The organism is Acidovorax sp. (genome assembly GCF_046341535.1).
GTDB lineage: Bacteria > Pseudomonadota > Gammaproteobacteria > Burkholderiales > Burkholderiaceae_C > Acidovorax.
Genome location: NZ_JBKDRI010000117.1, coordinates 1 through 23,776 on the forward strand (window position 1 = coordinate 1; position 23,776 = coordinate 23,776).

Annotated in this window: 26 protein-coding genes; 22 read left to right on the top strand and 4 right to left on the bottom strand. The window is 63.3% G+C overall.

The features are described 5' to 3' along the window. Positions 1-245 precede the first annotated feature (245 nt). Together ACK543_RS08375 and ACK543_RS08380 are read right to left on the bottom strand one after the other, a co-directional pair. Positions 246-1,028, bottom strand: coding sequence for an SAM-dependent methyltransferase (locus ACK543_RS08375; protein ID WP_409942389.1), 783 nt, complete (start codon positions 1,026-1,028; stop codon positions 246-248). Then, entirely contained in the window at positions 1,025-1,624 is a 600-nt protein-coding gene (locus ACK543_RS08380) for a Maf family protein (protein ID WP_409942390.1), read from the bottom strand. The genes ACK543_RS08375 and ACK543_RS08380 overlap by 4 nt, the downstream gene beginning before the upstream one ends. 25 nt (positions 1,625-1,649) lie before the next feature. Between ACK543_RS08380 and ACK543_RS08385 the strand changes: the two genes are divergently transcribed. The 22 genes from ACK543_RS08385 to nagZ all read left to right on the top strand — a co-directional run bounded on the left by ACK543_RS08385 (position 1,650) and on the right by nagZ (position 21,295). Beyond that, a complete protein-coding gene (locus ACK543_RS08385; RefSeq protein WP_409942391.1) occupies positions 1,650-2,198 on the top strand; it encodes a YceD family protein in 549 nt (182 codons plus the stop codon). 125 nt (positions 2,199-2,323) lie between these two features. Continuing rightward, a complete protein-coding gene (gene rpmF / locus ACK543_RS08390; RefSeq protein ID WP_169169019.1) occupies positions 2,324-2,506 on the top strand; it encodes a 50S ribosomal protein L32 in 183 nt (60 codons plus the stop codon). A gap of 107 nt (positions 2,507-2,613) precedes the next feature. Then, positions 2,614-3,669 carry a phosphate acyltransferase PlsX gene (gene plsX, locus ACK543_RS08395; RefSeq protein ID WP_409942392.1) on the top strand — a complete coding sequence of 352 codons (1,056 nt, stop codon included), beginning with the start codon at positions 2,614-2,616 and terminating at the stop codon, positions 3,667-3,669. After that, a complete protein-coding gene (locus tag ACK543_RS08400) occupies positions 3,666-4,643 on the top strand; it encodes a beta-ketoacyl-ACP synthase III (protein ID WP_409942393.1) in 978 nt (325 codons plus the stop codon). The genes plsX and ACK543_RS08400 overlap by 4 nt, the downstream gene beginning before the upstream one ends. A gap of 59 nt (positions 4,644-4,702) precedes the next feature. Then, positions 4,703-5,653: an ACP S-malonyltransferase gene (gene fabD / locus ACK543_RS08405; protein WP_409942394.1), complete on the top strand. Its 951-nt coding sequence runs from the start codon at positions 4,703-4,705 to the stop codon at positions 5,651-5,653. Beyond that, positions 5,650-6,396 (top strand): 3-oxoacyl-ACP reductase FabG, encoded by a 747-nt coding sequence (fabG, locus tag ACK543_RS08410; RefSeq protein ID WP_409942395.1) that lies wholly within the window; start codon positions 5,650-5,652, stop codon positions 6,394-6,396. Before fabD ends, fabG begins: the two co-directional genes overlap by 4 nt. Before the next feature lie 103 nt (positions 6,397-6,499). Continuing rightward, positions 6,500-6,739, top strand: coding sequence for an acyl carrier protein (gene acpP / locus ACK543_RS08415; RefSeq protein WP_003058049.1), 240 nt, complete (start codon positions 6,500-6,502; stop codon positions 6,737-6,739). Between the two features lie 46 nt (positions 6,740-6,785). Further along, a complete protein-coding gene (fabF, locus tag ACK543_RS08420) occupies positions 6,786-8,030 on the top strand; it encodes a beta-ketoacyl-ACP synthase II (protein ID WP_409942396.1) in 1,245 nt (414 codons plus the stop codon). Between the two features lie 123 nt (positions 8,031-8,153). Further along, the gene (locus tag ACK543_RS08425; protein WP_409942397.1) at positions 8,154-8,675 is read left to right on the top strand and encodes a hypothetical protein; all 522 of its coding nucleotides are present in this window, start codon (positions 8,154-8,156) and stop codon (positions 8,673-8,675) included. Between the two features lie 6 nt (positions 8,676-8,681). Further along, positions 8,682-9,308 carry an RNA polymerase sigma factor RpoE gene (gene rpoE, locus ACK543_RS08430; RefSeq protein WP_409942398.1) on the top strand — a complete coding sequence of 209 codons (627 nt, stop codon included), beginning with the start codon at positions 8,682-8,684 and terminating at the stop codon, positions 9,306-9,308. 21 nt (positions 9,309-9,329) lie between these two features. Further along, positions 9,330-9,995, top strand: a complete 666-nt coding sequence (locus ACK543_RS08435) for a sigma-E factor negative regulatory protein (protein WP_409942399.1) — start codon at positions 9,330-9,332, stop codon at positions 9,993-9,995. Beyond that, the gene (locus ACK543_RS08440) at positions 9,992-11,116 is read left to right on the top strand and encodes a MucB/RseB C-terminal domain-containing protein (RefSeq protein WP_409942400.1); all 1,125 of its coding nucleotides are present in this window, start codon (positions 9,992-9,994) and stop codon (positions 11,114-11,116) included. Before ACK543_RS08435 ends, ACK543_RS08440 begins: the two co-directional genes overlap by 4 nt. A gap of 162 nt (positions 11,117-11,278) precedes the next feature. After that, positions 11,279-12,748, top strand: a complete 1,470-nt coding sequence (locus tag ACK543_RS08445; protein ID WP_409942401.1) for a DegQ family serine endoprotease — start codon at positions 11,279-11,281, stop codon at positions 12,746-12,748. Between the two features lie 429 nt (positions 12,749-13,177). Then, the gene (lepA, locus tag ACK543_RS08450) at positions 13,178-14,986 is read left to right on the top strand and encodes a translation elongation factor 4 (protein ID WP_409942402.1); all 1,809 of its coding nucleotides are present in this window, start codon (positions 13,178-13,180) and stop codon (positions 14,984-14,986) included. Continuing rightward, a complete protein-coding gene (gene lepB / locus ACK543_RS08455) occupies positions 14,986-15,960 on the top strand; it encodes a signal peptidase I (protein WP_409942403.1) in 975 nt (324 codons plus the stop codon). The genes lepA and lepB overlap by 1 nt, the downstream gene beginning before the upstream one ends. 37 nt (positions 15,961-15,997) lie before the next feature. Further along, positions 15,998-16,363 (top strand): DUF4845 domain-containing protein, encoded by a 366-nt coding sequence (locus ACK543_RS08460; protein WP_409942404.1) that lies wholly within the window; start codon positions 15,998-16,000, stop codon positions 16,361-16,363. Then, positions 16,363-17,046, top strand: a complete 684-nt coding sequence (rnc, locus tag ACK543_RS08465; protein ID WP_409942405.1) for a ribonuclease III — start codon at positions 16,363-16,365, stop codon at positions 17,044-17,046. Before ACK543_RS08460 ends, rnc begins: the two co-directional genes overlap by 1 nt. Then, the gene (gene era / locus ACK543_RS08470) at positions 17,043-18,047 is read left to right on the top strand and encodes a GTPase Era (RefSeq protein WP_409942406.1); all 1,005 of its coding nucleotides are present in this window, start codon (positions 17,043-17,045) and stop codon (positions 18,045-18,047) included. Before rnc ends, era begins: the two co-directional genes overlap by 4 nt. Before the next feature lie 51 nt (positions 18,048-18,098). Further along, the gene (gene recO / locus ACK543_RS08475; protein WP_409942407.1) at positions 18,099-18,863 is read left to right on the top strand and encodes a DNA repair protein RecO; all 765 of its coding nucleotides are present in this window, start codon (positions 18,099-18,101) and stop codon (positions 18,861-18,863) included. Next, entirely contained in the window at positions 18,860-19,678 is an 819-nt protein-coding gene (locus tag ACK543_RS08480) for a pyridoxine 5'-phosphate synthase (RefSeq protein ID WP_409942408.1), read from the top strand. Before recO ends, ACK543_RS08480 begins: the two co-directional genes overlap by 4 nt. A 58-nt stretch (positions 19,679-19,736) precedes the next feature. Further along, on the top strand, positions 19,737-20,129 hold the full coding sequence (acpS, locus tag ACK543_RS08485; RefSeq protein ID WP_409942409.1) for a holo-ACP synthase: 393 nt from the start codon (positions 19,737-19,739) through the stop codon (positions 20,127-20,129). A 74-nt stretch (positions 20,130-20,203) separates the two neighbouring features. Beyond that, positions 20,204-21,295 carry a beta-N-acetylhexosaminidase gene (nagZ, locus tag ACK543_RS08490; protein ID WP_409942410.1) on the top strand — a complete coding sequence of 364 codons (1,092 nt, stop codon included), beginning with the start codon at positions 20,204-20,206 and terminating at the stop codon, positions 21,293-21,295. A gap of 79 nt (positions 21,296-21,374) precedes the next feature. Here the strand turns inward: nagZ and ACK543_RS08495 are convergent, their stop codons facing one another. Next, positions 21,375-22,064, bottom strand: a complete 690-nt coding sequence (locus tag ACK543_RS08495) for a mechanosensitive ion channel family protein (RefSeq protein WP_409942411.1) — start codon at positions 22,062-22,064, stop codon at positions 21,375-21,377. Positions 22,065-22,147: 83 nt separating this feature from the next. Then, on the bottom strand, positions 22,148-23,692 hold the full coding sequence (gene lysS, locus ACK543_RS08500; protein ID WP_409942412.1) for a lysine--tRNA ligase: 1,545 nt from the start codon (positions 23,690-23,692) through the stop codon (positions 22,148-22,150). Between the last annotated feature and the right edge of the window lie 84 nt (positions 23,693-23,776).

Below are 23,776 nucleotides of genomic sequence, written 5' to 3' on the forward strand. Positions count from 1 at the left end.
CAGATCGAGTTCAGTTTGTTCGGTACAGTTTGGATTCGGCATGGCTCGCTCGTTCATCAAGTTTCTACACCTCGATAAACGCGCACTCAAAGGGCCATGCCGTCATCGTTTTTACGGAGGACGGTGAAATATCCGGGCTAGGCAAGCGCTGTATCACCCTCGCGAGCCCGCGCCAGCGCAGACCGCAGGGGGCTGTGCAGAGGTGCCCAAGGTGGTGGTGGTGCCGGGCCCAGGTGGGGTGCGGGCTAGCGCCCCAGCGCGAAAACCGTGGGCGTGCGGTTGTCCGGGGAGATCGGTTGCTGGCGCCACTGCTGAACGCTCTGGCTCCGCACGCTTGCCTTGGCCAGCGTCAGGCCGCTGGCCAGCGCCAGGCGGGTTTGCGGTTGCAAGGCCTGCACCAGCGCCTGCCAGACTGCGGCATTTCGGTAGGGAGTTTCGATGAACAGTTGGGTCTGGCCGCTTTTGTGCGCCAGCGCTTCCAGCTCCCGGATGCGCTGCTGCCGCTCCTGCGCGTCTTGCGGCAGGTAGCCTACAAACGCAAAGTTCTGACCATTGAGTCCGCTGGCGGCGAGCGCCAGCAGCAATGACACGGGCCCCACCAAAGGCACGACGGCGATGCCCAGCTCATGCGCGGCCCGCACGACAGACGAGCCTGGGTCGGCCACCGCTGGCATGCCAGCCTCGCTCACCAGGCCCATGTCGTGCCCTGCCAGTGCGGGTGCCAGGAGCGGGCGGGCATCGAAGGAGGCGGAACCCTTGTCGCTGTGATCCCCTTTTTTGTGGACTTCGCGCGGGAGTTCGGTCAAGACCTGCTGCTGCAGGGGCGCCGCGAGCGGGTACAGGGCGTCGATCCGTTTCAGGTAGGCGCGGGTACTCTTGGCGTTCTCGCACACCCAATGGGTCAGCCGCGCGGCAGTGCTGAGCGTGCCTGAGGCAAGAGTGTCCGTGAGCGGCGTCTGCGTTTCGCAGCCAAAATCCAAAGGAGCAGGCACCAGATACAGCGTGCCCGGCGGCGTTGTGCTGGTCATGGCAGCACCAGCCCGGCCGCGCGCAGCATCCTGCAGGTGCGTATGAGGGGCAGGCCGATGAGCGCTGTGGGGTCGTCGCTGTCGATGGCGTCGACCAGGGCGATGCCAAGACCCTCGCTTTTGGCGCTGCCGGCGCAGTCGTAGGGCTGTTCTGCGCGCAGGTAGCGTTCGATTTCCTCGTCGTCCAGTTCGCGAAAGCGTACCTGCACGCGGGCGCTGTCCACCTGCTCAAATCCCGTGGCGGCGCAGACCACGGCCAGCGCGGTGTGGAACACCACGGTCTGCCCGCGCATCCGGCGCAGTTGCTCGACGGCGCGCTCATGGCTGCCGGGCTTGCCCAGCACGCTGCCGCGCAGGTCGGCGACCTGGTCGGACCCGATCACGATGGCTTCGGGGTATTTGCGCGCCACCGCATCGGCCTTCGCCCGCGCCAGCCGGAGGGCCAGGGTGCCCGGAGCCTCTGCGGCTGCCGGAGTTTCGTCCACATCCGGGGCCGCCGATTCGAAGGGCAGGCCCAGGCGCTGCAACAATTCTCGCCGGTAGCGCGAGGTGGAGCCCAATACCAATGAGCGTTGGAGGGGGGGAGTTGGATGCATGCGGTGATTCTCTTACACTGCCCGCATGACCAAGGAATTCTCTGCGCAGCGACTTGATGTCAAAGCCTTTGCGCAAGCAGGCGCTCGGCTGGCTGGGCGCGACTCCTTGCTGAAATACGCGCGTCTGGTGCAGGAGGCCAAAGGCCTGCACCCTGATCTGTCGGTCGACTGGCAGGCCGATGGCGAGCTCCGAACCGCCCTGGGTGGAATGAGCCAGGTCTGGCTGCACCTGAAGGCGCGGGTCAGCCTCCCCATGGAATGCCAGCGCTGCCTGACGCCGGTGGACGTCCCGGTGGAGGTAGAGCGTTCGTTCCGGTTCGTGGCGGACGAGGCCACGGCAGAGGCGCTGGATGACGAGAGCGAGGAAGACTTGCTGGCGATTAGCCGCGAGTTTGACCTGCGCGAGCTCATCGAGGATGAGTTGCTGATGGCGCTGCCGGTCGTGCCCAAGCACGAAGAGTGCCCTGACACCGTCCCCTTGGCATCGTCCGACGAGGATTTCGAGGAGGCCAGTGCCGCCAAACCGAACCCGTTTGCGGCGCTGGCCGATCTGCGCAAGGATCGCAAGACCTGAAGCTCCACTGGCTTGGTCTGGGCTAAAAAACCCGTTTGGGCTATAATGGAGGGCTTCGCGCGAACCCCCTCGAGTCTTAATGGGCTAATCGCGTTTTACCAACCTATTGAAGACCAGGAGCCACCATGGCTGTTCAGCAAAACAAAAAGTCCCCTTCCAAGCGCGGCATGCACCGTTCGCACAACGCCCTGAATGTGCCGGGCATTGCTGTTGAGCCCACCACCGGCGAAACCCACCTGCGTCACCACATCAGCCCCAACGGTTTTTACCGTGGCCGCCAGGTGCTGAAGAACAAGGCTGAAGCCTGATTTTCCGCCTCCGCAAAGGCCCGTTGCTACTGCAAACGTAGCGCGGGCCTTTGTTTTGACCGTTGCAATCATCTTCTGGTCTTCTTGGCCAGCCGGACAAGTCGCCCATGATCACACTGGCTGTTGACTGCATGGGGGGCGACCATGGCCCCCGCGTCACGCTCGCGGCGTGTCGCCAATTCCTGGACCATCATCCTGAGGCTCGTTTGCTGCTGGTCGGCATGGCGGGCAGTCTTCAAGCGTTCTCTCACGAGCGGGCCACCATCGTGGCGGCCTCGGAGGTCGTTGCCATGGACGACCCTGTGGAGGTGGCGCTTCGTAAAAAGAAGGACTCTTCGATGCGCGTGGCCATCCAGCAGGTCAAGGACGGCTCCGCGTCCGTGGCGGTATCTGCTGGTAACACCGGCGCATTGATGGCTATCGCGCGTTATCTTCTTAAAACGCTGGACGGAATCGACCGCCCGGCCATCGCTACTCAGATGCCCAACGCCGCTGGTGGGGCCACCACGGTGCTCGACCTGGGCGCGAATGTGGATTGCTCGGCCGAGCATCTGCTCCAGTTTGCCGTCATGGGTTCGGCGCTGGCGTCGGTACTCAGCGGCCGGGGTGAGCCCACCGTGGGCTTGCTCAATATTGGTGAAGAAGCTATCAAAGGCAGCGAAGTCATTAAAAAAGCGGGTGAACTGCTGCGTTCTGCTGCTAATTCTGGCGATCTGAATTTTGTCGGCAACGTCGAGGGGAACGACATTTTCAAGGGCGTGGTGGATATCGTTGTCTGCGACGGTTTTGTGGGGAACGTGGCGCTCAAGGCCAGCGAAGGCGTCGCCACCATGATCATTGGTGGTTTGAAGGCCGAGTTCTCCCGCAATGTTTTCACCAAAATGGCGGCGATTGTGGCCTATCCCGTCCTGAAGGCGCTGATGAAGCGCATGGACTATCGGCGCTACAACGGCGCAGCCCTGCTGGGGCTGCGCGGGCTGGTGTTCAAGAGTCATGGCTCGGCCGACGCGATGGCCTTCGAGCAGGCTTTGAACCGGGCGTATGATGCAGCCCGCAACAACCTGCTCGACCGTGTCCAGAACCGGATTGCGCATGCGGCGCCGCTTCTGGCTCCCGCCGATGCCCAGCCCCGGCCCGACCTCGCGGCGGCAACCTACCCATGAGACGTTACTCCCGCATTACCGGCACCGGCAGTTATCTGCCTCCCCGTCGTCTGTCCAACGCCGACCTCGTGGCTGAGCTGGCAGAACGTGGGGTGGAAACGTCGGACGACTGGATTGTGGAGCGGACCGGCATTCGGGCGCGTCACTTTGCCGCCCCTGAGGTGGCCAGCAGCGATCTCGGTGTGGAGGCCGCACGCAACGCATTGGCGGCAGCGGGCGTTCAGCCGTCCGAGATCGATCTGATCATCGTGGCGACATCCACCCCCGACATGGTCTTCCCCTCGGCCGCCTGCATCCTCCAGCACAAGCTTGGGGCCAATGGATGCCCTGCTTTTGATGTGCAGGCGGTTTGCAGCGGCTTTGTCTATGCCCTCGCGGTGGCTGATGCCATGATCCAGACGGGGGCGGCCAACCGCGCGCTGGTGGTGGGCGCAGAGGTGTTCAGCCGCATCCTCGATTTCAATGACCGCACCACCTGCGTGCTGTTTGGCGACGGCGCCGGTGCCGTGGTGCTGGAGGCGTCAGAGACACCCGGCATTTTGTCGAGCGACCTGCACGCCGACGGCAAGCATGTGGACATCTTGTGTGTGCCTGGCAACGTGTCCGGTGGTGTGGCGCTCGGCGATCCGGTTCTCAGGATGGACGGGCAGGCCGTTTTCAAGCTGGCAGTGGGTGTGCTGGAAAAGGCGGCCCACGCGGTTCTGGCCAGGGCGGGCCTGACCGAGGCCGACATTGACTGGCTTGTCCCGCACCAGGCCAACATCCGCATCATGCAGGGCACCGCCCGCAAGCTCAAGATGTCCATGGACAAGGTGGTCGTCACGGTGGATCAGCATGGCAACACGTCTGCCGCCTCCATTCCGCTGGCACTGGACCATGCCGTCCGCGCGGGTCAGATCAAGAAGGGCGACACCGTGTTGCTCGAAGGTGTGGGCGGCGGTTTCACCTGGGGTGCTGTGCTACTAAAAATGTAGCAATCCGGGCTTATGGGCCGTGCGCGACGTGCAGTTTTGATTATCTTTTTTCAGTTTTCATGAAGTCATTTGCGTTTGTCTTTCCGGGCCAGGGCTCGCAGTCTGTTGGCATGCTCGATGGCTGGGCGGGTCACCCGGCGGTGGTGGATACGTTGCGTGAGGCGTCCGACGCGCTGGGTGAAGACATCGGCGCGCTGATTGCCCAGGGGCCCAAGGAGGCGCTGGCGCTGACCACCAACACCCAGCCTGTGATGCTGGTGGCAGGCGTGGCTGCGTGGCGAGTGTGGCGTGCCGAAGGGGGCGCTGACCCGGTGGCGGTGGCCGGTCACTCGCTGGGGGAGTATTCGGCGCTGGTCGCCGCTGGGGTGCTCAGCCTGTCGCAGGCTGCGCCGCTGGTCCGGCTGCGCGCGGCTGCCATGCAAGAGGCGGTGCCCGTGGGTGCTGGGGCGATGGCTGCCATCTTGGGCATGGATGCGGCGGGCGTGATGGCCGGTTGTGCCCAGGCCGTGGCGTCTTTCGGAGAGGGCTCGCCCGAGGTGGCCGAAGCGGTCAATTTCAATGACCCCTCCCAGACGGTGATCGCCGGAACCCGGGCCGGGGTTGACAAGGCCTGCGAGATCCTCAAGGCAGCCGGTGCCAAGCGGGCGCTGCCGTTGCCGGTCTCTGCGCCTTTCCATTCGAGTCTGATGAAGCCCGCAGCCGAAAAGCTGCGAGCCGCGTTGGCCGATGTGGCGTTTGCCCCACCGAATGTCCCGGTGGTGAACAACGTGGATGTGGCTGTGGTGTCCGATCCTGCCGCCATTCGTGATGCGCTGTACCGGCAGGCCTTCGGCGCTGTGCGCTGGGTGGAGTGTGTGCACGCACTCAAGGCCCGGGGCGTGACGCACATCGTGGAAAGCGGTCCGGGCAAGGTGCTTGCGGGCCTGACCAAGCGCATTGACTCTGAACTCGTGGGCATGGCCCTGTACGACATGGCCACGCTGGCCGAAACCCGGGAGCTGCTGGCATGAACGCATCCTCATCTTCGGCGCAGGTTGCGCTCGTGACGGGTGCGTCCCGGGGCATTGGCGCAGCGATTGCGCTGGAATTGGCGTCGCGCGGCTACCAGGTCATTGGCACCGCCACCACGGACGATGGCGCACAGCGCATCACCGAGGCGCTGGCCTCCCATCCGGGATGCTGCGGGGCCAACCTCAACGTGAATGACGTTGCCGCCGTCGAGGCGCTGATCGATACCCTCGTCAAGCAGCGGGGCGGCCTGCATGTGCTGGTCAACAATGCCGGTATCACGCGCGACACCCTGGCCATGCGCATGAAAGACGACGACTGGGATGCGGTGCTGGACACCAATCTCAAGGCCGTGTTCCGCGCCAGCCGCGCCGCCATCCGTCCAATGATGAAGCAGCGCTTTGGCCGCATCATCAGCATCACCAGCGTGGTGGGTGCGTCCGGCAATCCGGGGCAGGCCAACTATGCGGCCGCCAAGGCGGGCGTGGCGGGCATGACGCGTGCCCTGGCCCGTGAGCTGGGCAGCCGCGGCATCACCGTCAATTGCGTGGCCCCCGGATTCATCGAGACCGACATGACCTCGGCGCTGCCCGAAGAGCAGCAAAAAGCGCTCAATGCCCAGATCCCGCTCGGGCACATGGGCAAGCCGCAGGACATCGCACATGCCGTTGCCTACCTGGCATCCCGGGAGGCGGGTTACGTGACGGGGCAGGAGTTGCACGTCAATGGCGGCATGTATATGTAATTGTTGAAAGATAACGCCGGTTCATCCGGACGGCGGGCTGCTTAGGGGGCGTTCCTTAACCGGCTAGAATCGCGGATTCATTCACAACCCCCAGAGGGAAACCATGAGCGATATCGAAGCACGCGTCAAAAAAATCATTGCCGAACAACTTGGGGTGGAAGAGTCCCAGGTCACGAACGAAAAGGCTTTCGTGGCTGATCTGGGTGCAGACTCTCTCGACACGGTGGAATTGGTGATGGCTTTGGAAGACGAGTTCGGCATCGAAATCCCTGACGAAGACGCGGAGAAGATCACCACGGTGCAAAACGCGATCGACTACGCCAACACCCACCAGAAGGCCTGAGAGGCGTCCTGCGCCTGACTCAAGCGATGAGCAGAAGGTTTTCCGCATGAGCCGTCGTCGCGTTGTCGTGACTGGCCTGGGTTGCGTCAGCCCCGTGGGTAACACGGTCTCCGATGCCTGGGCCAATATCCTCGCCGGTGAGTCCGGCATTGGTCCCATCACCAAGTTCGATGCGTCCAACTTTTCCTGCAAGATTGCGGGAGAGGTCAAGGGGCTGGATCTGGAGTCCTACATCAGCGCCAAGGATGCGCGCGCGATGGACAGTTTCATCCACTACGGCATCGCAGCGGCGGCCCAGGCCGTGCAAGACGCGGGCCTTCCCACGGGCGATGCGCTGCACGACGATCTTGCGACCCGCATCGCCTGCGTCATCGGCTCCGGGATCGGCGGTCTGCCGTTGATTGAAAACACCCACGCCGAACTCGTCAGCCGCGGGCCTCGCCGCATCACCCCGTTTTTTGTGCCTGCTTCCATCATCAATATGGTGGCGGGGCACGTGTCCATTCGCTTTGGCTTTAAAGGGCCGAACCTTTCGGTGGTGACCGCCTGCACCACGGGCTTGCACTGCATTGGTGAAGGCGGGCGGATGATCGAATATGGCGATGCGGATGTCGTGATTGCAGGCGGGACCGAATCGACGGTCTCTCCGCTGGGAATCGGCGGTTTCGCGGCCATGCGGGCGCTGTCCACACGCAACGATGATCCCAAGACCGCTTCGCGTCCCTGGGACAAGGACCGCGACGGCTTTGTGCTGGGCGAAGGCGCTGGGGTGGTCGTTCTGGAAGAGTATGAGCACGCGAAAGCGCGCGGCGCAAAAATCTACGCGGAGCTAGCGGGCTTTGGCATGAGCGCCGATGCCGGCCATATGACGGCCCCCAACATGGATGGGCCCCGGCGCGCCATGCTGAGCGCTTTGCGAAATGCCGGTATCAACGCAGATCAGGTTGATTACCTGAACGCCCACGGTACCTCAACCCCCTTGGGCGACCTCAATGAGACCAATGCGATCAAGGCGGCATTGGGCGATCATGCCTACAAAACCGTGATCAGTTCCACCAAATCGATGACGGGCCATCTGCTCGGCGGCGCTGGCGGCATCGAAAGCGTGTTCACCATTTTGGCCTTGCATGACCAAAAGGCACCGCCGACCATCAACCTGTTCAATCAGGACCCCGAGTGCGACTTGGACTACTGCGCCAACACCGCACGGGACATGAAGATGGACGTGGCTGTGAAGAACAACTTTGGTTTCGGTGGCACCAACGGAACGCTGGTCTTCAAGCGTATCTGACCGATACGGCCCTGTGCCCGCCCCGCCTGTGCGGGTATCGGCCAGGCAGATCCCGCACCGCGTCGGAGCGCGTTTTGACGCGGCAAAAGCGCCAAGCCACGGGTTGCTCAGGCCATTTGCCCAGTGAAAACCGCCTCTCGCAAAAGCGCACCGTCGGTGGTCTACCCCGCAAGCCGCAGCGTTGCCCTTGCGTGGACCCTTGGCGTCATCCTTCTTGCGGCGGCGGTCGTCATCGCGCTTTGGGCTGTTTCGGACGGCACTGCGAATTCTGGCAAGTACGCTTGGGTCTGCATTGCTGCAGTGGCATGGGTGCTGGCGGCGTTGGGAGCGCTGCATTTTTGGCTGCGCCAGTTTCGCGGTGATGTGCGATGGGATGGCTCGACCTGGCTGCTCCAATCGGTCGCAACGGGTCAGCCAGACCCGCGCAGCGGTGTCCTGAAGGGGGCTCCCCGGCCACTGATCGACCTGCAGTCGCATCTCTGGGTGGTACTCACTGCCGCTGATGATCAGCGCATGTGGCTCTGGCTGGAGCGGGCGCATCATCCACAGCGGTGGATCGATTTGCGCCGTGCGGTATATTCGCGCGCCGACTTGGGCGCGGGTGTCGACCCGACCCGGCAAGCGGCCGTGGACCGCACTTCCTGAGTACCCATGACCGTCCTTCCTCCCTCTCGCCCAGACGACAGCGACCTTCAGCTCGTGGAGCGCACGGTTGCGGGCGATCAGCGCGCTTACGAGTTGCTGGTCATCAAGTACCAGCGGCGCATTGAGCGCCTGATCGGGCGCATGGTGCGGGACACCGACCTGGTCCAGGACATTGCCCAGGAAACTTTCATCCGTGCTTACCGGGCGCTTCATCAATTCCGGGGCGAGGCGCAGTTCTACACGTGGCTGTACCGCATTGCAGTCAATACCGCCAAGAAGGCGCTGATGGACATGAAGCGCGATCCGGTCATCTCCGAAAACGCGCTGCGCGGCAGCGATGACGAAGATGAAACTTCCCGTCTCGGGCAGGAACTAACCACCGACGATACCCCCGAAACGATGCTCGCAGCGCGCGAAATCGCTGAAGCGGTCAATGCGGCCATGGAGGCGCTGCCGGACGACTTGCGTCAGGCAGTCACGCTCCGTGAAATCGAGGGCCTGAGCTATGAGGAAATCGCCACGGCCATGGCCTGCCCGATTGGTACGGTGCGGTCGCGGATTTTCAGAGCGCGGGAAGCGATTTCGGCCAAGGTACGGCCTTTGCTGGAAAACCAGACAGGCAAAAGATGGTGAGGTGATGCGATGCATGGTGCAATGACTGACGATGATCTGGCGCGCGACGCTGCAGACCGCGAACTTGCAGGGCGCGAATTGCTCTCGGCGCTGGCCGATGGGGAACTTCAAGGTGCCCAACTGGCGTCTGCGCTCGAGCTCTGTGCCCACGAGGACAGCCATTCGACGTGGGAGGTCTACCACCTGGTGGGCGACGTGCTGCGCTCCCCGGATCTGGCACGGCCCGTCAGCACGGCGTTCATGTCGCGCTTGCGTGAAGAGATCGCCCGCCAGGAAATTCCAGTGGCCCCACCTCTGGCTGAGGATGTGCCCCGTCGCGTGGCGGGCGCAGAACGCGACAACGCGTCCAACGCCGCTGTCTTTCGCTGGAAGATGGCCGCAGGCTTTGCCTCCCTGGCAGCGGTGGCGGCGATCGGTTGGTCCTCGCTGGCCAGCCTGCAGACCGCAGGGCCCGTGGTGGCGGGTGCCACCCCGCCGCTGACCACGGCCGCGACTCCAGCCGCCAATGCAACGGACCCAGGTTCGCCCGTGGTGGCTGTGGCGGATGCGGATGGGCAGCAAGTCATGCTTCGTGACGCCCGGCTGGACGAGCTGTTGGCGGCGCACAAGCAGTTTGGTAGTACTTCTGCCTTGCAGATGCCGGCCGGCTTCCTGCGAAACGCGACGTTTGAATCGCCGGGCCGATGAGCATGGATGGCGTCGTGGAAGGCGTCTGGGGCGAGGCCGCATCGTTACCGAAACGACTCACAGCGGCAGGGGTTGCCTGCCTGTTGCGCCTGTTGCTGGGACTGTCGGCACTGTGGTGTGCGGCGGGCGCAAGTGTCGCCTCCGAGGCCGTTCGGCAGACGGGCTCAGCGGCCAGTGCAAGGGGCTCTCAAGACGCCAGCGCCACGCGCGAGCGCGACGTGATGCAGTGGATCGAGCGCGTTCAAAGCGCACCCTGTCGGCATGCCTACACCGGCACGTTCGTCGTACTCTCGGCATCGGGTGCCATGTCGACCTCCAAAATTTGGCACGCCTGCGACGAGCGTCATCGCCTGGAGCGGGTGGAGTCCCTCAGTGGCCACCGGCGCACGGTGTTTCGTCGCAATGATGAGGTGCGCACGTTTTCGCAGGACACCCGCACGGTTCGAACCGATCGCCGTGACACGGCTACCACCTTTCCCCGCGTCGCATGGGTGGAGGGCACTGCCGTTGCCCAGTACTACGCTGCCACTCGGCTCGGCCAGGATCGCGTGGCAGGGTATCTGGCCGATGTGGTCTGGTTCAAGCCACTCGATAACTTGCGCTTCGGTTACAGACTCTGGAGCGAGGTGGACACCGGCCTGGTCGTCAAACTTCAGACGCTCGCGCCCGATGGGAAAGTGCTGGAGAACGCGGCGTTTTCCGAACTGGACTTGCGTGCGCCGATTGAGCCCGAGCAGATTGCGCGGCAGATGGACATGACCGATGGCTTCCGGGAAGTCATTGCCCGGGTCACGAAAACCTCGGCCCAGGCCGAGGGGTGGGCCCTGCGGCAGCCCGTGGCGGGATTCGTGCCCGTCAGCTGCCACCAGCGCACCATGGTCGTGGCCGATGCGCCCAGCAAGGTCTTGCAGTGCTTGTATTCAGACGGCATGACGTCGGTCTCGCTGTTTGTCGAGCCTTTTGACCCGCAGCGCCATCCCGACAAGGCGCATGCTGCCAGCATGGGGGCCACCCACATACTGGGTCAGCGCTTGAACCCCGATGCGTGGGTCACAGCCGTGGGCGAGGTGCCAATGCACACGCTCAAGCTCTTTGCCGGACAATTCCAGCGGATACGTTGACCATGGGTTCAAGAGGGGCCAGCGCGGCCAGGCCGGGGGCATGGCGCACCCTGTGCCTGCCTGCCGCCCCACAAGCAACGCCGAGGAACCAATTGATGGTAAAGACTTCTGAGTGACCTGAAGTGAGCAATGTGCTCTGTTTTCATCCATGAAAGGTTGACGATGACCCAATTCGTTTTTTTGCGCTCGTTCGCGTTGGCCTGCCTGGTCACCGGGCTGGCGGGTACCGCAGTGGCGCCCCGCATGGTCTATGCCCAACCGGCGGGCACAGTGCGCGCCTTGCCTGACTTCACGGATCTGGTCGATCAGGTGGGGCCTTCCGTGGTCAACATCCGTACGGTTGAAAAGGCAAGCAGCCGTTCCGGCGGTTCGAGCGGTATGGACGAAGAGATGATGGAGTTTTTCAAGCGCTTTGGTGTGCCGATCCCCAACATCCCGCGGCAGCAGCGTCCCCAGCGCCCCCAGCCAGACGAAGAAAGCCAGCCCCGGGGTGTGGGCTCTGGTTTCATTTTGACGTCGGATGGGTTTGTGATGACCAACGCCCATGTGGTCGAGGGCGCGGACCAGTTGATCGTGACCCTCACAGACAAGCGGGAGTTCAAGGGCCGGATCGTCGGTGCCGACAAGCGCACCGACGTGGCCCTCGTCAAGATCGATGCCACGGGTCTGCCGGCGGTCAAGGTGGGCGATGTGAGTCGCTTGCGGGTTGGCGAGTGGGTGATGGCGATTGGTTCGCCCTTTGGCCTGGAAAACACGGTGACTGCGGGCATCGTGAGCGCCAAGCAGCGCGAGACGGGCGACTATCTGCCCTTCATTCAGACCGATGTCGCCATCAACCCCGGCAATTCCGGGGGGCCGCTGATCAACATGCGCGGTGAAGTGGTCGGTATCAACAGCCAGATCTATTCGCGCTCGGGCGGATTCATGGGAATCTCGTTTGCCATTCCCATGGACGAGGCGATTCGTGTCAGCGATCAGCTCAGAGCGACCGGGCGCGTGACCCGCGGGCGGATTGGTGTGCAGATTGGCCCGGTCAGCCGCGATGTTGCTGAGTCCATCGGCCTGGGCAAGGCGCAGGGGGCGATGGTCACGGGTATCGAGGCAGGCTCCCCTGCGGACAAGGCGGGTGTCGAGGCGGGCGACATCATCATCCGGTTCGATGGCAAGCCGATCGAGAAGGTGGCTGATCTTCCGCGTCTGGTCGGCAATACCAAGCCCGGCAGCAAGAGCACCATGACGGTGTTCCGGCGAGGCAGCTCACGGGATCTGACGGTGACCGTTGCCGAGATTGAGGCCGAAAAATCCGCGAGCGCCAAAACCCCGGAGCGCGAGGAAAAACCCAGGGCTTCTGCGGCCGCGCAACAAATCGGCTTGGCAGTGTCTGAATTGCCAGAGGCGCAGAAAAAGGAACTTAAGCTCAATGCGGGCGTGCTCGTGACGTCGGCCACGGATGCCGCAGCCCGCGCAGGTCTGCGGGAGGGGGACGTGATTTTGGCGATGGCCAATACCGAGATCAGCGGTGTCAAGGAGTTCGAGGCAGTGCTGGCGAAGGTGGACAAGAGCAAACCGATCAATGTGCTGTACCGTCGCGGCGACTGGGCGCAATACGCCCTGATCCGTCCTGGCAAGTAACTGCACAAAGATCAGCACGCGACCTTGGTCGCTGGATCCCGGATCGCGGGGTGGGATGGCCCAGTCGCTCTATGGATGATTTTCGATAGAATGACTGGTTGCGTTAGCGGTTTTTGGCATAAAAGCGTCCTGGATGTTGCCGATTCGGGCTTTGTTGACCGCATGAAATGCGGTTTGCCAAGTCGCCCACAAGTTGTCCAGCGTGGCGCGTTTGCCGACTGTGGATAACCTGTTCATAAATTTCTTGTTGCCGCGCGACATCTCCTTCAAATGCACTCGGATCCGCTGGCGCCCCGGCCCTTTTTGCCTACAATAAAGCTCCAACTATCGCAGTTGCCAATGATTGTTGGTTTGGGGCGCGTCGCCACTCGACGCGCCCTTTTTTCTTGTGCGCACTGTTTCAATTCAATCACTTGACGCTTCCCGTTGATGAATCACATCAGAAATTTTTCCATCATCGCGCACATTGATCATGGCAAATCGACCCTTGCCGACCGTCTGATCCAGCGCTGTGGCGGTCTTGCCGATCGCGAGATGGAAGCCCAGGTCCTAGACTCGATGGACATCGAGAAGGAACGTGGGATAACCATCAAGGCACAGACGGCGGCGCTGCAGTACACGGCCCGGGATGGGCAGGTGTACAACCTCAACCTCATCGACACACCGGGGCATGTGGACTTCTCGTACGAGGTGAGCCGTTCGCTGTCTGCGTGTGAAGGCGCGCTGCTGGTGGTCGACGCATCACAGGGCGTCGAAGCCCAGACAGTCGCCAATTGCTACACGGCGCTCGAACTGGGTGTCGAGGTCGTGCCGGTCCTCAACAAGATGGACCTGCCCAACGCCGACCCGGACAACGCCAAATCCGAAATCGAAGATGTGATCGGCATTGATGCGACCGATGCCATACCTTGCTCTGCCAAGACCGGCATGGGCATCGATGAGATTCTGGAGGCGATCGTGGCCAAGGTGCCCGCGCCGCGCGGCAACCCTGATGGCCCCTTGCGGGCGATGATCATCGACAGCTGGTTCGACAGCTACGTCGGCGTGGTCATGCTGGTGCGTGTCGTGGACGGCCGACTTCTCAAGGGCGAGCGCATCAAGATGATGGCCAGCGGTGCTGTGTACAACGCCGACAACCTGGGTGTCTTCACCCCTGCCAACGAGCCCCGCGATGCGCTGCATGCAGGGCAGGTGGGCTACATCATTGCGGGCATCAAAGAGCTGCAGGCGGCCAAGGTAGGCGACACCATCACGCTGGAAAAAAAGCTGCCCAACAATGCGGGCCCAGCCGCCGAAGCGCTGCCGGGCTTCAAGGAAATCCAGCCCCAGGTTTTTGCGGGCCTGTACCCGACCGAAGCCAGCGAATACGACTCCCTGCGGGATGCGCTGGAGAAGCTCAAGCTCAATGACGCCTCGTTGCACTACGAGCCCGAAGTCAGTCAGGCGCTGGGTTTCGGTTTTCGATGCGGCTTCCTGGGCTTGCTGCACATGGAGATCGTTCAGGAGCGACTCGAGCGCGAGTTCGACCAGGACCTCATCACGACGGCGCCCAGCGTTGTTTATCAGGTGGTCAAGGCCGACGGCGAAGTCATCATGGTCGAGAACCCCTCGAAGATGCCCGACCAGGGGCGGCTGGAGGAAATTCGCGAGCCCATCGTCACGGTGCATTTGTACATGCCGCAAGACTATGTGGGCCCCGTGATGACGCTGGCGAACCAAAAGCGCGGGGTGCAGATCAACATGGCCTACCATGGCCGTCAGGTGATGCTGACCTACGACATGCCCCTTGGCGAGATCGTGCTCGACTTCTTCGACAAGCTCAAGTCGGTGTCGCGCGGCTATGCATCGATGGATTACGAGTTCAAGGAATACCGAGCCTCTGACGTGGTCAAGGTGGATATCCTGCTCAATGGCGAGAAGGTGGATGCTTTGTCCATCATCGTGCACCGGTCGCAATCCCAGTATCGTGGCCGCGCGGTGGTGGCAAAGATGCGCGAGATCATCAGTCGCCAGATGTACGACGTGGCCATCCAGGCCGCGATTGGCGCGAACATCATCGCGCGCGAAACCATCAAGGCGCTGCGCAAGAACGTGCTGGCAAAATGCTACGGCGGCGACATCACCCGCAAGCGCAAGCTTCTTGAGAAGCAGAAGGCAGGCAAAAAACGCATGAAGCAAATCGGCTCGGTCGAGGTTCCCCAAGAGGCTTTCCTCGCCATTTTGCAGGTGGAAGACTGATGCAGTTCATGCAGATCATCACCGCCGCCATCCTGGCGGCCGGCGTGGGCTATGTCGGCGCCTGGAACCTGGGCCTCATCGAGGGCAACTTTGCGTTGCTCCTGTTTCTCGCCACTTTGGTCACCGGGTGTTACTGGTTGGCAGAGCGGTTTTACTTTCTGCCGCGCCGCCGCCGTGCTGCACAGGCCATTGAGGATGCTGCCATCGCGCGGCGGGCCGAGCTTGACCGGCTGGGGATCCAGAAGGTTGACCTGGACACCGCCGAAGCAAAGGGTCGCGTGCTCATGCAGCCGTGGTGGCTGGACTGGACGGCAGGGCTGTTCCCGGTGATCGCGGCAGTGTTTCTGCTGCGCTCATTTCTGTTTGAGCCCTTCAAGATTCCTTCGGGTTCGATGATTCCGACGCTGCTGGTCGGCGACCTCATCCTGGTCAACAAGTTCACCTATGGCATCCGGCTGCCCGTGATCCACACCCGCGTGACCGAGGGAAGCCCGCCTGCGCGTGGTGACGTGATGGTGTTTCGCTACCCACCCCAGCCCAGCCTGGACTACATCAAGCGCGTGGTTGGGGTTCCGGGCGATGAGGTTGCCTACATCAACAAGCGTCTGAGCATCAACGGCAAGCCGGTGGAAACCTCACCCTTGCCGGATTTTCTGGAAGAAGAGTCGATGCGCTACTTCAAGCAGTTTGAAGAGCAGCTCGGTGAGCAGCGTCACCGCCTGCTCAACAACGCCGAGGTGCCTGCGTTCGTGCAGGGAGCCAGCAACTTCACCCACCGGGAAAACTGCCGCTACAGTATCGAGGGCGTGGTCTGCAAGGTGCCGCAGGGGCATTACTTTCTGATGGGGGACAACCGCGACAACTCGCTGGATTCGCGCTACTGGGGGTTTGTGCCCGAGGCCAACATTGTCGGAAAAGCATTCTTCGTCTGGATGAATTTCGGCAATCTCAAGCGTATCGGCCCGTTTAATTGACGTCGCGCCGGGATCAACCATCAACAAGGGAGTAGTCATGAGAAAACTGGGGCAGTCAGCCCTGCGTTCGCGCCAACGCGGGATGTCTTTTTTTGGTGTGGTGATCCTGGGCGTGTTGGTCGTAGCCGTGGTTGCCATTGGTGGCCAGTCGGTTCCGATCTTCTTGGAGTACTCCGCTGCGAAGCAGGCCATCGAGAAGGTCAAGTCGAAGGGATCTGCTTTGGAGATCCGTGGCGCATTCGATCGCGCTGCAATTGTCGATAGCATCAACTCTATCCAGGGAAAAGACCTGGAAATCACCAAGCGGGGAGACAAGATGGTGGTTGGCTTCAAGTATTCGCGCGAAATCGCTCTGGCAGGCCCCGCTTACCTCGTGTACCGATTTGAAGCGCAGACCAACTAGTGCGCCCCGGACTCCAGGGGCTGCAGGCCCGTTTGCAGCATGTGTTCGCCGACCCGTCCCTGCTGGAGCGGGCCACCACGCACCGCAGCTTTTCTGCCGACCATAACGAGCGCCTTGAATTCCTCGGCGACTCGGTGTTGAACCTGGCTGTGGCCAGCCTGTTGTACCGGCGCCTTTCGGAGCTGCCGGAAGGCGATCTGTCCCGGGTGCGCGCCAATCTGGTCAAGCAAGATACCTTGCACCAGTTGGCGCTTCGGCTCAAGGTGTCGGAGGTGCTCCGTCTGGGGGAGGGCGAGGCCAGATCGGGCGGCCAGCAGCGGCCGTCCATCCTGGCCGATGCGCTGGAAGCCCTGATCGGGGCGGTCTATCTTGACGCCGGGTATGCGACCGCCGAGGCCCTGGTGCACCGGTTGTTCGAGGGCGTTGAAATCAACCCGCAAATGCAGGCGGCGTCCAAGGATGCGAAGACGGCATTGCAGGAGTGGCTGCAGGGTCGCAAAATGAAGCTGCCGCAGTACCAGGTGGTGGCCACCACCGGCGCTGCCCATCGCCAGACCTTTGATGTGGAGTGCGACATTCCGGATCTCGGCCTGACCGAGCGCGGTATTGGCGGCTCGCGCCGCGCAGGCGAACAGGCGGCGGCTGCGGCCATGCTCGCCACACTGAAATCAAGGAAGCTATGAACGATGCTACAAAAAATGTAGCTGATTGCGCCGAAAAACCAGGCGCAGGTGAGCAAACTGACCTGGAAGCGATGCTCGCTGCCGCAGGCGCGCCTGCGGCCGTGCCGGGGCAGCGCTGCGGGGTGATTGCCATCGTTGGCAAGCCCAACGTGGGCAAGTCCACCCTGCTCAATGCGCTGGTGGGGCAAAAGATCAGCATCACGTCGCGCAAGGCGCAAACCACGCGCCACCGCATCACCGGCATCCGCACGCGCGAGCAGACGCAGTTCATCTTTGTGGACACGCCCGGTTTCCAGACGCGACATGCCACCGCGCTGAACAAGTCGCTCAACAAGACCGTGATGGGTGCCATTGGCGATGTGGATCTGATCCTCTTTGTGGTTGAGGCCGGCAACTTCACGCTGGCCGATGCCAAGGTGCTGTCGCTGTTCAAACCGGGGATTCCGACCCTGCTGGTGGCCAACAAGCTTGACATGGTCAATCGCCGCGCCGAGCTGGCCCCCTGGCTCAAAAGCATGCAGGAGCGCCACCCATTCGCCGAGTTTGTGCCCATGTCGGCCAAGAACAAGGCCGATGTCGAGCGGCTGTTTGGCATCTGCGCCAAGTATCTGCCCGAGCAGGGCTGGTGGTACGCGCAAGACGAGCTGACCGATCGCAGCGAGCGGTTTCTGGCCTCTGAAACCGTCCGCGAAAAGCTGTTCCGCTTTACCGGCGACGAGCTGCCCTATACCTCCACCGTGGTGGTGGACAAGTTCGACGAGGAGCCCAGCCGGCAGCACAAGCGCATGGTCAAAATCGCCGCCACCATTGTGGTCGAGCGCGACAACCACAAGATGATGGTCATTGGCGACAAGGGCGAGCGCCTCAAGCGCATCGGCTCCGAGGCGCGCCAGGAGCTGGAAAAGCTCATGGATGCCAAGGTGTTCCTCGAACTCTGGGTCAAGGTGCGGTCCGGCTGGGCGGACGATGAAGCCCGCGTGCGATCGTTCGGCTACGAGTGATGCGTCGCCCAGCGCCCGCTGCCTGACCCGCACGCCCACGACGGACGTCCCGTGGCTGCCGCCAAGCGCATTTCGGACGAACCCGCGTTCGTGCTCCACAGCTACGACTGGAGCGAGTCCAGCCTCATCCTGGAAGCCTTCTGCCGCCACCAGGGTCGCGTGGCACTGGTGGCCAAGGGTGCCAAGAAGCCCAGCTCCAACTTTCGCCCCGTGCTGCTGCCCTTGCAGCCGCTGGCGCTGACCTACAGTCTGGCCGGTGATGGCGAAGGTGACATCCATGCGCTCAAGGCGGCCGAATGGGTGGGAGGGCATGTCATGCCCACGGGCGATGCCCTGCTGTCGGGCCTGTACCTCAACGAATTGCTGCTGCGCTTGCTGGCTCGCGCCGACCCGCACGCCGATCTGTTTGATGCCTATGCGGGCGTGGTGCGGGTGTTGGCCAGCGAGCATGGCGATGCGCTGGAGCCCGTGCTGCGCAGCTTTGAGCTGCTGCTGCTGCGCGAGATTGGTTTGCTGCCCGCGCTGGATGCGCAGACCATGACGCTCGCACCACTGCTGCCCGACACGCGCTACACGCTGGTACCCGAAGGCGGCTTGCGGACGGCCTTGCCCAGCGAGCGTTTCGGCCTGCATGGAAGCCAGTGGATGGCGCTGCAGCGCGGTCTGGATGATGTTGCCAGCTACACCGCCACCCTGCGCGCCTGCGCCCCTTTTGCCGCCGAGCTCAAACCACAGCTGCGCACCCTGCTGCAATACCATTGCGGCAGCCCCACGCTGCGCACACGCCAGCTCATGATGGATCTTCAGGCCCTATGAACCAGCCCACCCGCTCATCCAGCGCGCTTGCGCCGCCAGCCGCCGCGCCCGTCACCGCGCTGTCGGTCAACATCAACAAGGTGGCCCTGGTGCGCAACACCCGCCATCTGGGCATTCCCAGCGTCACCCGCGCGGCCGAGCTGTGCCTGCAGGCCGGTGCGCAGGGCATCACCGTGCATCCACGACCGGACGAGCGCCATATCCGCCGGCAGGATGTGTTCGATCTGGCCGCGTTGATGAAATCCTGGCCGGGGCGCGAGTACAACATCGAGGGCAATCCCTCCCAGAACCTGATGGAGTTCGTGCGCGCAGTCCGTCCGCACCAGGCCACGTTTGTGCCCGACGGCGAAGATCAGTTCACCAGTGACCACGGCTGGAGCTTCCCGCAAGACGCGCAGCGCCTGCGCCCGCTGATTGCCGAGTGCCAGGCCCTGGGCGTGCGTGTCAGCCTGTTCATGGACCCGGTGCCCGGGCAGATGGCTGCGGCCCGCGCAGTGGGGGCCGACCGTGTGGAGCTCTACACCGAGCCCTACGCAGCGGCCTGGGGTACCCCGCAGCAGGCTACCGAGCTGGCCCGCTACCGGGCGGCAGCGCAGGCGGCGCTGGATGCGGGGCTGCTGGTCAACGCGGGCCACGATCTCAACCGCGACAACCTGACCGCGTTTGTGCGGGAGGTGCCCGGGCTGCATGAGGTGTCGATCGGCCATGCGCTCATCGCCGATGCGCTGGAGCTGGGTTACGCCGCCACGGTGCAAGCCTACCTGGCCTGCATCGCCGCGGGCAGCCGCGCAGGCACGGGTGGTGAATGCTCCTGATTTGATAGCTGCAAAGGCATACTCGTCGAGCGTAACCGCCCTATTGGAGTCTCAAACCATGATCTACGGCATTGGAACGGATATCTGCGATGTCCGCCGCATCCGCGCCAGCCTGGACCGCCACGGCGAGCGCTTTGCCACCAAGGTGCTGGCCGAAGGCGAGCTCAGCACCTGGCGCGAGCGCAGCGCCCGCTGGCCCGACCGCGGCCTGCGCTACCTGGCCACACGCTTTTCTGCCAAGGAAGCCTTCAGCAAAGCCATTGGCCTGGGTATGCGCATGCCCATGACATGGCGCCACTGCGAGATCGCCAAGCTGCCTTCGGGTCAGCCGCAGCTGGTGCTGCATGGCGCACTCAAGGACTGGTTTGACGCCAGGGGCCTGAAAGCCCATCTGAGCGTCACCGACGAAACCGACTACGCCGCCAGCTTCTGCGTGGTCGAGAAAATTTGAATAAAAATACCCTATTGCGCACGACCTGTATGCGCTGACAGCTATCATTTAAGTAGCATTTTTACTGTATTGCCATGACCGAACACGCACCCATCATTCTTGATGTGGCGGGCACCGCGCTCACCGCCGATGACCGCCGCCGCCTGGCCCACCCGCTCACGGGCGGCGTGATCCTGTTTGCCCGCAACTGGGAACACCGCGCGCAACTGCTGCAGCTCACCAGCGCCATCAAGGCCGTGCGAGACGACCTGCTCATCTGCGTGGACCATGAAGGCGGCCGCGTGCAGCGCTTTCGCACCGACGGCTTCACCCACTTGCCGCCCATGCGCGTCTTCGGCGACATGTGGATGGACGACGGCAAGGGCGCCAAGACCGTGCCCGGCAGCGGCGCGCTGCGTGCCAGCAATGCGGCCACGGCGGCAGGTTATGTGCTGGGGGCCGAGTTACGCGCTTGCGGTGTGGACTTCAGCTTCACGCCCGTGCTGGACCTCGATTGGGGTGAAAGCGGCGTGATTGGCGACCGCGCCTTTCACCGCGACGCGCGTGTGGTGACGATGCTGGCCAAGAGCCTGATGCACGGCCTGTTGCAAGCGGGCATGGCCCACTGTGGCAAGCATTTTCCGGGGCATGGCTTCGTCAGGGCCGATTCGCACACCGAGGTGCCGGTGGACCGGCGCAGCCTCAAGGCCATTTTGGCCGACGATGCGGCCCCTTACCCGTGGCTGAGCAGCGTGCTCACCAGCGTCATGCCAGCCCATGTGATCTACCCCAACGTGGACAGCCGCCCCGCAGGCTTTTCCAGGCGCTGGCTGCAGGACATCCTGCGCCGCCAGATGCGCTTTGACGGTGCCATCTTCAGCGACGACCTGAGCATGGAGGGCGCCCGGCGTCTGGATGGCCAACAGGTCAGCTACACCGATGCCGCCGTGGCGGCGCTCGAGGCCGGTTGCGATCTGGTGCTGCTGTGCAACCAGAGCATGGGCAAGGGCGAGCCGGTAGACGAGCTGCTTGACGGACTGCTGGCCGCCCGGGACCAGGGCGCATGGCAACCCAGTGTGGACAGCGAGGCGCGTCGCCTGGCGCTGGTGCCGCAAACGCTGCCCCACGCGTGGGACGATCTGATGTACCAGCCCGCGTATCGGCAGGCACTGGATCTGCTGCCCTGATACGCCTGCGGGATGCGCCTGCTGGATGCGCGGGCGCTGGGTGCCTGTGGTGGCATGGCGGCGGGCGCCGCCAGCGATGTCAGGGCGCGCTTGATGGGGCGGGCACCACGGGTGCGGGCGCGGCTGCTTCGGGCGCGCTGGCAGGGGCCGCAGGGGGATGGGCAGGGAGATTGGCAGGGAGATTGGCAGCAGGCGGTGCAACCCCGTTGAATCGCCGCACCACCCGCTGAAAAATCAGCGCATTGGGGATCTGCAGGCAGGCTTCTCCGGGTGCCAGGGTCAGGTCTTCCAGCGTGGTGTAGAGCAGGTTGATGTCCACCACACGGCCCTTGGCACCGGGTTTCTCGGCCGTGTCGAGCACTTCGATGTGATCGCCCACCCGAAACGGCCTCACGGTGAAGATCAGCAGGGCGCAAAACAGGTTCGACAACACGCTCCAGGCCGCAAAAAACGCCACCGCGCCCACCGTGGCAAAGCCCGTGAAAGCCGTCCACAGCACGGTGGCCGACACCCCCAGCCGCTCAAGCACCATGAGCGTTGCCGTGGCGATGGTCAGCCAGCGGATCAGCCCGTTGATGGGTACCACCAGCTCATCGGGCAACTGGTAGCGCGCGGATGCCCCGCGCATCAGCCGGCGCAGTGTGCGCTGGATCAGCCAGGCGGCCAGCACGATCAGCAGGATCTGCGTGCCGGGCACGATGACTTCCAGCCAGTCCTGCATCCATGCAGGAAGGCGTTGGGTCAGCATCTGCAGTTTGGAGCTTGCCATGGTCTTGGGTCAGAGGGCACCAGTGCGCCCGCCCCACGACACGCCGGGGTGCGGCGGTCGAGCCAGGCGCACAGTGGTTTGCATCACATCTCGCGCCGCAGCGCCGGGAACAAAATCACGTCGCGGATGCTGGGGCTGTCGGTCAGCAGCATCATCAGGCGGTCAATGCCGATGCCGCAGCCGCCGGTGGGGGGCATGCCATATTCCAGCGCGCGCACGAAGTCGTGGTCAAAGAACATGGCCTCGTCGTCGCCACCATCCTTGGCAGCCACCTGGGCATGGAAACGCGCGGCCTGGTCCTCGGCGTCGTTCAATTCGCTAAAGCCATTGCCAAACTCGCGGCCGGTGATGTAAAGCTCAAAGCGCTCGGTCACCTCCGGGCGCGTGTCGTTGGCGCGGGCCAGCGGGCTGATTTCGGTGGGGTGCTCCATGATGAAGGTGGGCAGCCACAGTTTGTCTTCCACGGTTTCTTCAAAGTAAAGCACCTGCAGGCTGGCCAGCGAGCGGGTCGAGAGCCGGTCCTTGTCTTCCGACAGGCCAAGCTTTTTGAGCGCGCTGATCAGCCAGGCTGCATCGTCCACATGCGCGCCCGCTTCGGTGTACTCAAAGATCGCCTCGCGGATCGTCAGCCGGGCAAACGGCTGGCTCAGGTCCACCGCGCGGCCCTGGTAGGTCAGTTGCAGCGAGCCGGTGGCCTTGAGGGCCACCTCGCGGATCAGCGTCTCAGTGAAGTCCATCAGATCCAGGTAATTCCAGTACGCCGCGTAGAACTCCATCATGGTGAACTCGGGGTTGTGGCGCACGCTGATACCTTCGTTGCGGTAGCTGCGGTTGATCTCGAACACGCGTTCGAAGCCGCCCACAATCAGGCGCTTGAGGTACAGCTCGGGCGCGATGCGCAGGTACATCTCCTGCTCCAGCGCGTTGTGGTGCGTGACGAAGGGCTTGGCATTGGCGCCGCCCGGAATCGGGTGCAGCATGGGCGTTTCCACCTCAAGGAAGTTGTGGCTGACCATGAACTCGCGCAGGCCGCTCACAGCCTTGCTGCGTGCCATGAAACGCTGGCGGGCCTGCTCGTCGGTGATCAAGTCCACATAGCGCTGACGGTACTTTTGCTCCTGGTCGGCCATGCCGTGGAACTTGTCGGGCAGCGGGCGCAGGCTTTTTGTCAAAAGGCGCAGGCGGGTCACCTTGATCGACAGCTCGCCCGTCTTGGTTTTCATCAGCGTGCCCTCGGCCCCCAGGATGTCGCCCAGATCCCAGTGCTTGAAGGCGGCGTACAGGTCCTCGCCCAGCGCATCGCGGGTCACGTACAGCTGGATACGCCCGCCCACGTCACCCAGGGAGCCGTCCTGCACGGTGGCAAAGCTGGCCTTGCCCATCACCCGCTTGAGCATCATGCGCCCGGCCACCGAGACGGCCACGGGGTTTGCTTCCAGTGCTTCGTTGGTGGCGCTGGCGTGCTCCAGGTGCAGCTGGGCGGCCTTGTGGGCTGGCTTGAAGTTGTTGGGGAACGCGACAGCGCCGCCCTTGGACTGCGCTTCGCGCAAGGCACGCAGCTTCTCGCGGCGCTCGGCGATGAGCTGGTTGTCGTCCTGGGGGGCGGGTGCGTGGTGGTGTTCGGACATAGGGGTGCCGTTGCTACGGTGCTCAAATGTGGGCGCGCGACGTCGCTCACGGTCAAAAGGCGGGTGAAGGTCTGCGCGGAGCAG

Bases quoted from the DNA above. Each gene is read 5' to 3' on its own strand.
- ACK543_RS08375 (WP_409942389.1), bottom strand. From the start codon at position 1,028: ATGACCAGCACAACGCCGCCGGGCACGCTGTATCTGGTGCCTGCTCCT.
- ACK543_RS08380 (WP_409942390.1), bottom strand. From the start codon at position 1,624: ATGCATCCAACTCCCCCCCTCCAACGCTCATTGGTATTGGGCTCCACC.
- ACK543_RS08385 (WP_409942391.1), top strand. From the start codon at position 1,650: ATGACCAAGGAATTCTCTGCGCAGCGACTTGATGTCAAAGCCTTTGCG.
- rpmF (WP_169169019.1), top strand. From the start codon at position 2,324: ATGGCTGTTCAGCAAAACAAAAAGTCCCCTTCCAAGCGCGGCATGCAC.
- plsX (WP_409942392.1), top strand. From the start codon at position 2,614: ATGATCACACTGGCTGTTGACTGCATGGGGGGCGACCATGGCCCCCGC.
- ACK543_RS08400 (WP_409942393.1), top strand. From the start codon at position 3,666: ATGAGACGTTACTCCCGCATTACCGGCACCGGCAGTTATCTGCCTCCC.
- fabD (WP_409942394.1), top strand. From the start codon at position 4,703: ATGAAGTCATTTGCGTTTGTCTTTCCGGGCCAGGGCTCGCAGTCTGTT.
- fabG (WP_409942395.1), top strand. From the start codon at position 5,650: ATGAACGCATCCTCATCTTCGGCGCAGGTTGCGCTCGTGACGGGTGCG.
- acpP (WP_003058049.1), top strand. From the start codon at position 6,500: ATGAGCGATATCGAAGCACGCGTCAAAAAAATCATTGCCGAACAACTT.
- fabF (WP_409942396.1), top strand. From the start codon at position 6,786: ATGAGCCGTCGTCGCGTTGTCGTGACTGGCCTGGGTTGCGTCAGCCCC.
- rpoE (WP_409942398.1), top strand. From the start codon at position 8,682: ATGACCGTCCTTCCTCCCTCTCGCCCAGACGACAGCGACCTTCAGCTC.
- ACK543_RS08435 (WP_409942399.1), top strand. From the start codon at position 9,330: ATGACTGACGATGATCTGGCGCGCGACGCTGCAGACCGCGAACTTGCA.
- ACK543_RS08440 (WP_409942400.1), top strand. From the start codon at position 9,992: ATGAGCATGGATGGCGTCGTGGAAGGCGTCTGGGGCGAGGCCGCATCG.
- ACK543_RS08445 (WP_409942401.1), top strand. From the start codon at position 11,279: ATGACCCAATTCGTTTTTTTGCGCTCGTTCGCGTTGGCCTGCCTGGTC.
- lepA (WP_409942402.1), top strand. From the start codon at position 13,178: ATGAATCACATCAGAAATTTTTCCATCATCGCGCACATTGATCATGGC.
- lepB (WP_409942403.1), top strand. From the start codon at position 14,986: ATGCAGTTCATGCAGATCATCACCGCCGCCATCCTGGCGGCCGGCGTG.
- ACK543_RS08460 (WP_409942404.1), top strand. From the start codon at position 15,998: ATGAGAAAACTGGGGCAGTCAGCCCTGCGTTCGCGCCAACGCGGGATG.
- era (WP_409942406.1), top strand. From the start codon at position 17,043: ATGAACGATGCTACAAAAAATGTAGCTGATTGCGCCGAAAAACCAGGC.
- ACK543_RS08480 (WP_409942408.1), top strand. From the start codon at position 18,860: ATGAACCAGCCCACCCGCTCATCCAGCGCGCTTGCGCCGCCAGCCGCC.
- acpS (WP_409942409.1), top strand. From the start codon at position 19,737: ATGATCTACGGCATTGGAACGGATATCTGCGATGTCCGCCGCATCCGC.
- nagZ (WP_409942410.1), top strand. From the start codon at position 20,204: ATGACCGAACACGCACCCATCATTCTTGATGTGGCGGGCACCGCGCTC.
- ACK543_RS08495 (WP_409942411.1), bottom strand. From the start codon at position 22,064: ATGGCAAGCTCCAAACTGCAGATGCTGACCCAACGCCTTCCTGCATGG.
- lysS (WP_409942412.1), bottom strand. From the start codon at position 23,692: ATGTCCGAACACCACCACGCACCCGCCCCCCAGGACGACAACCAGCTC.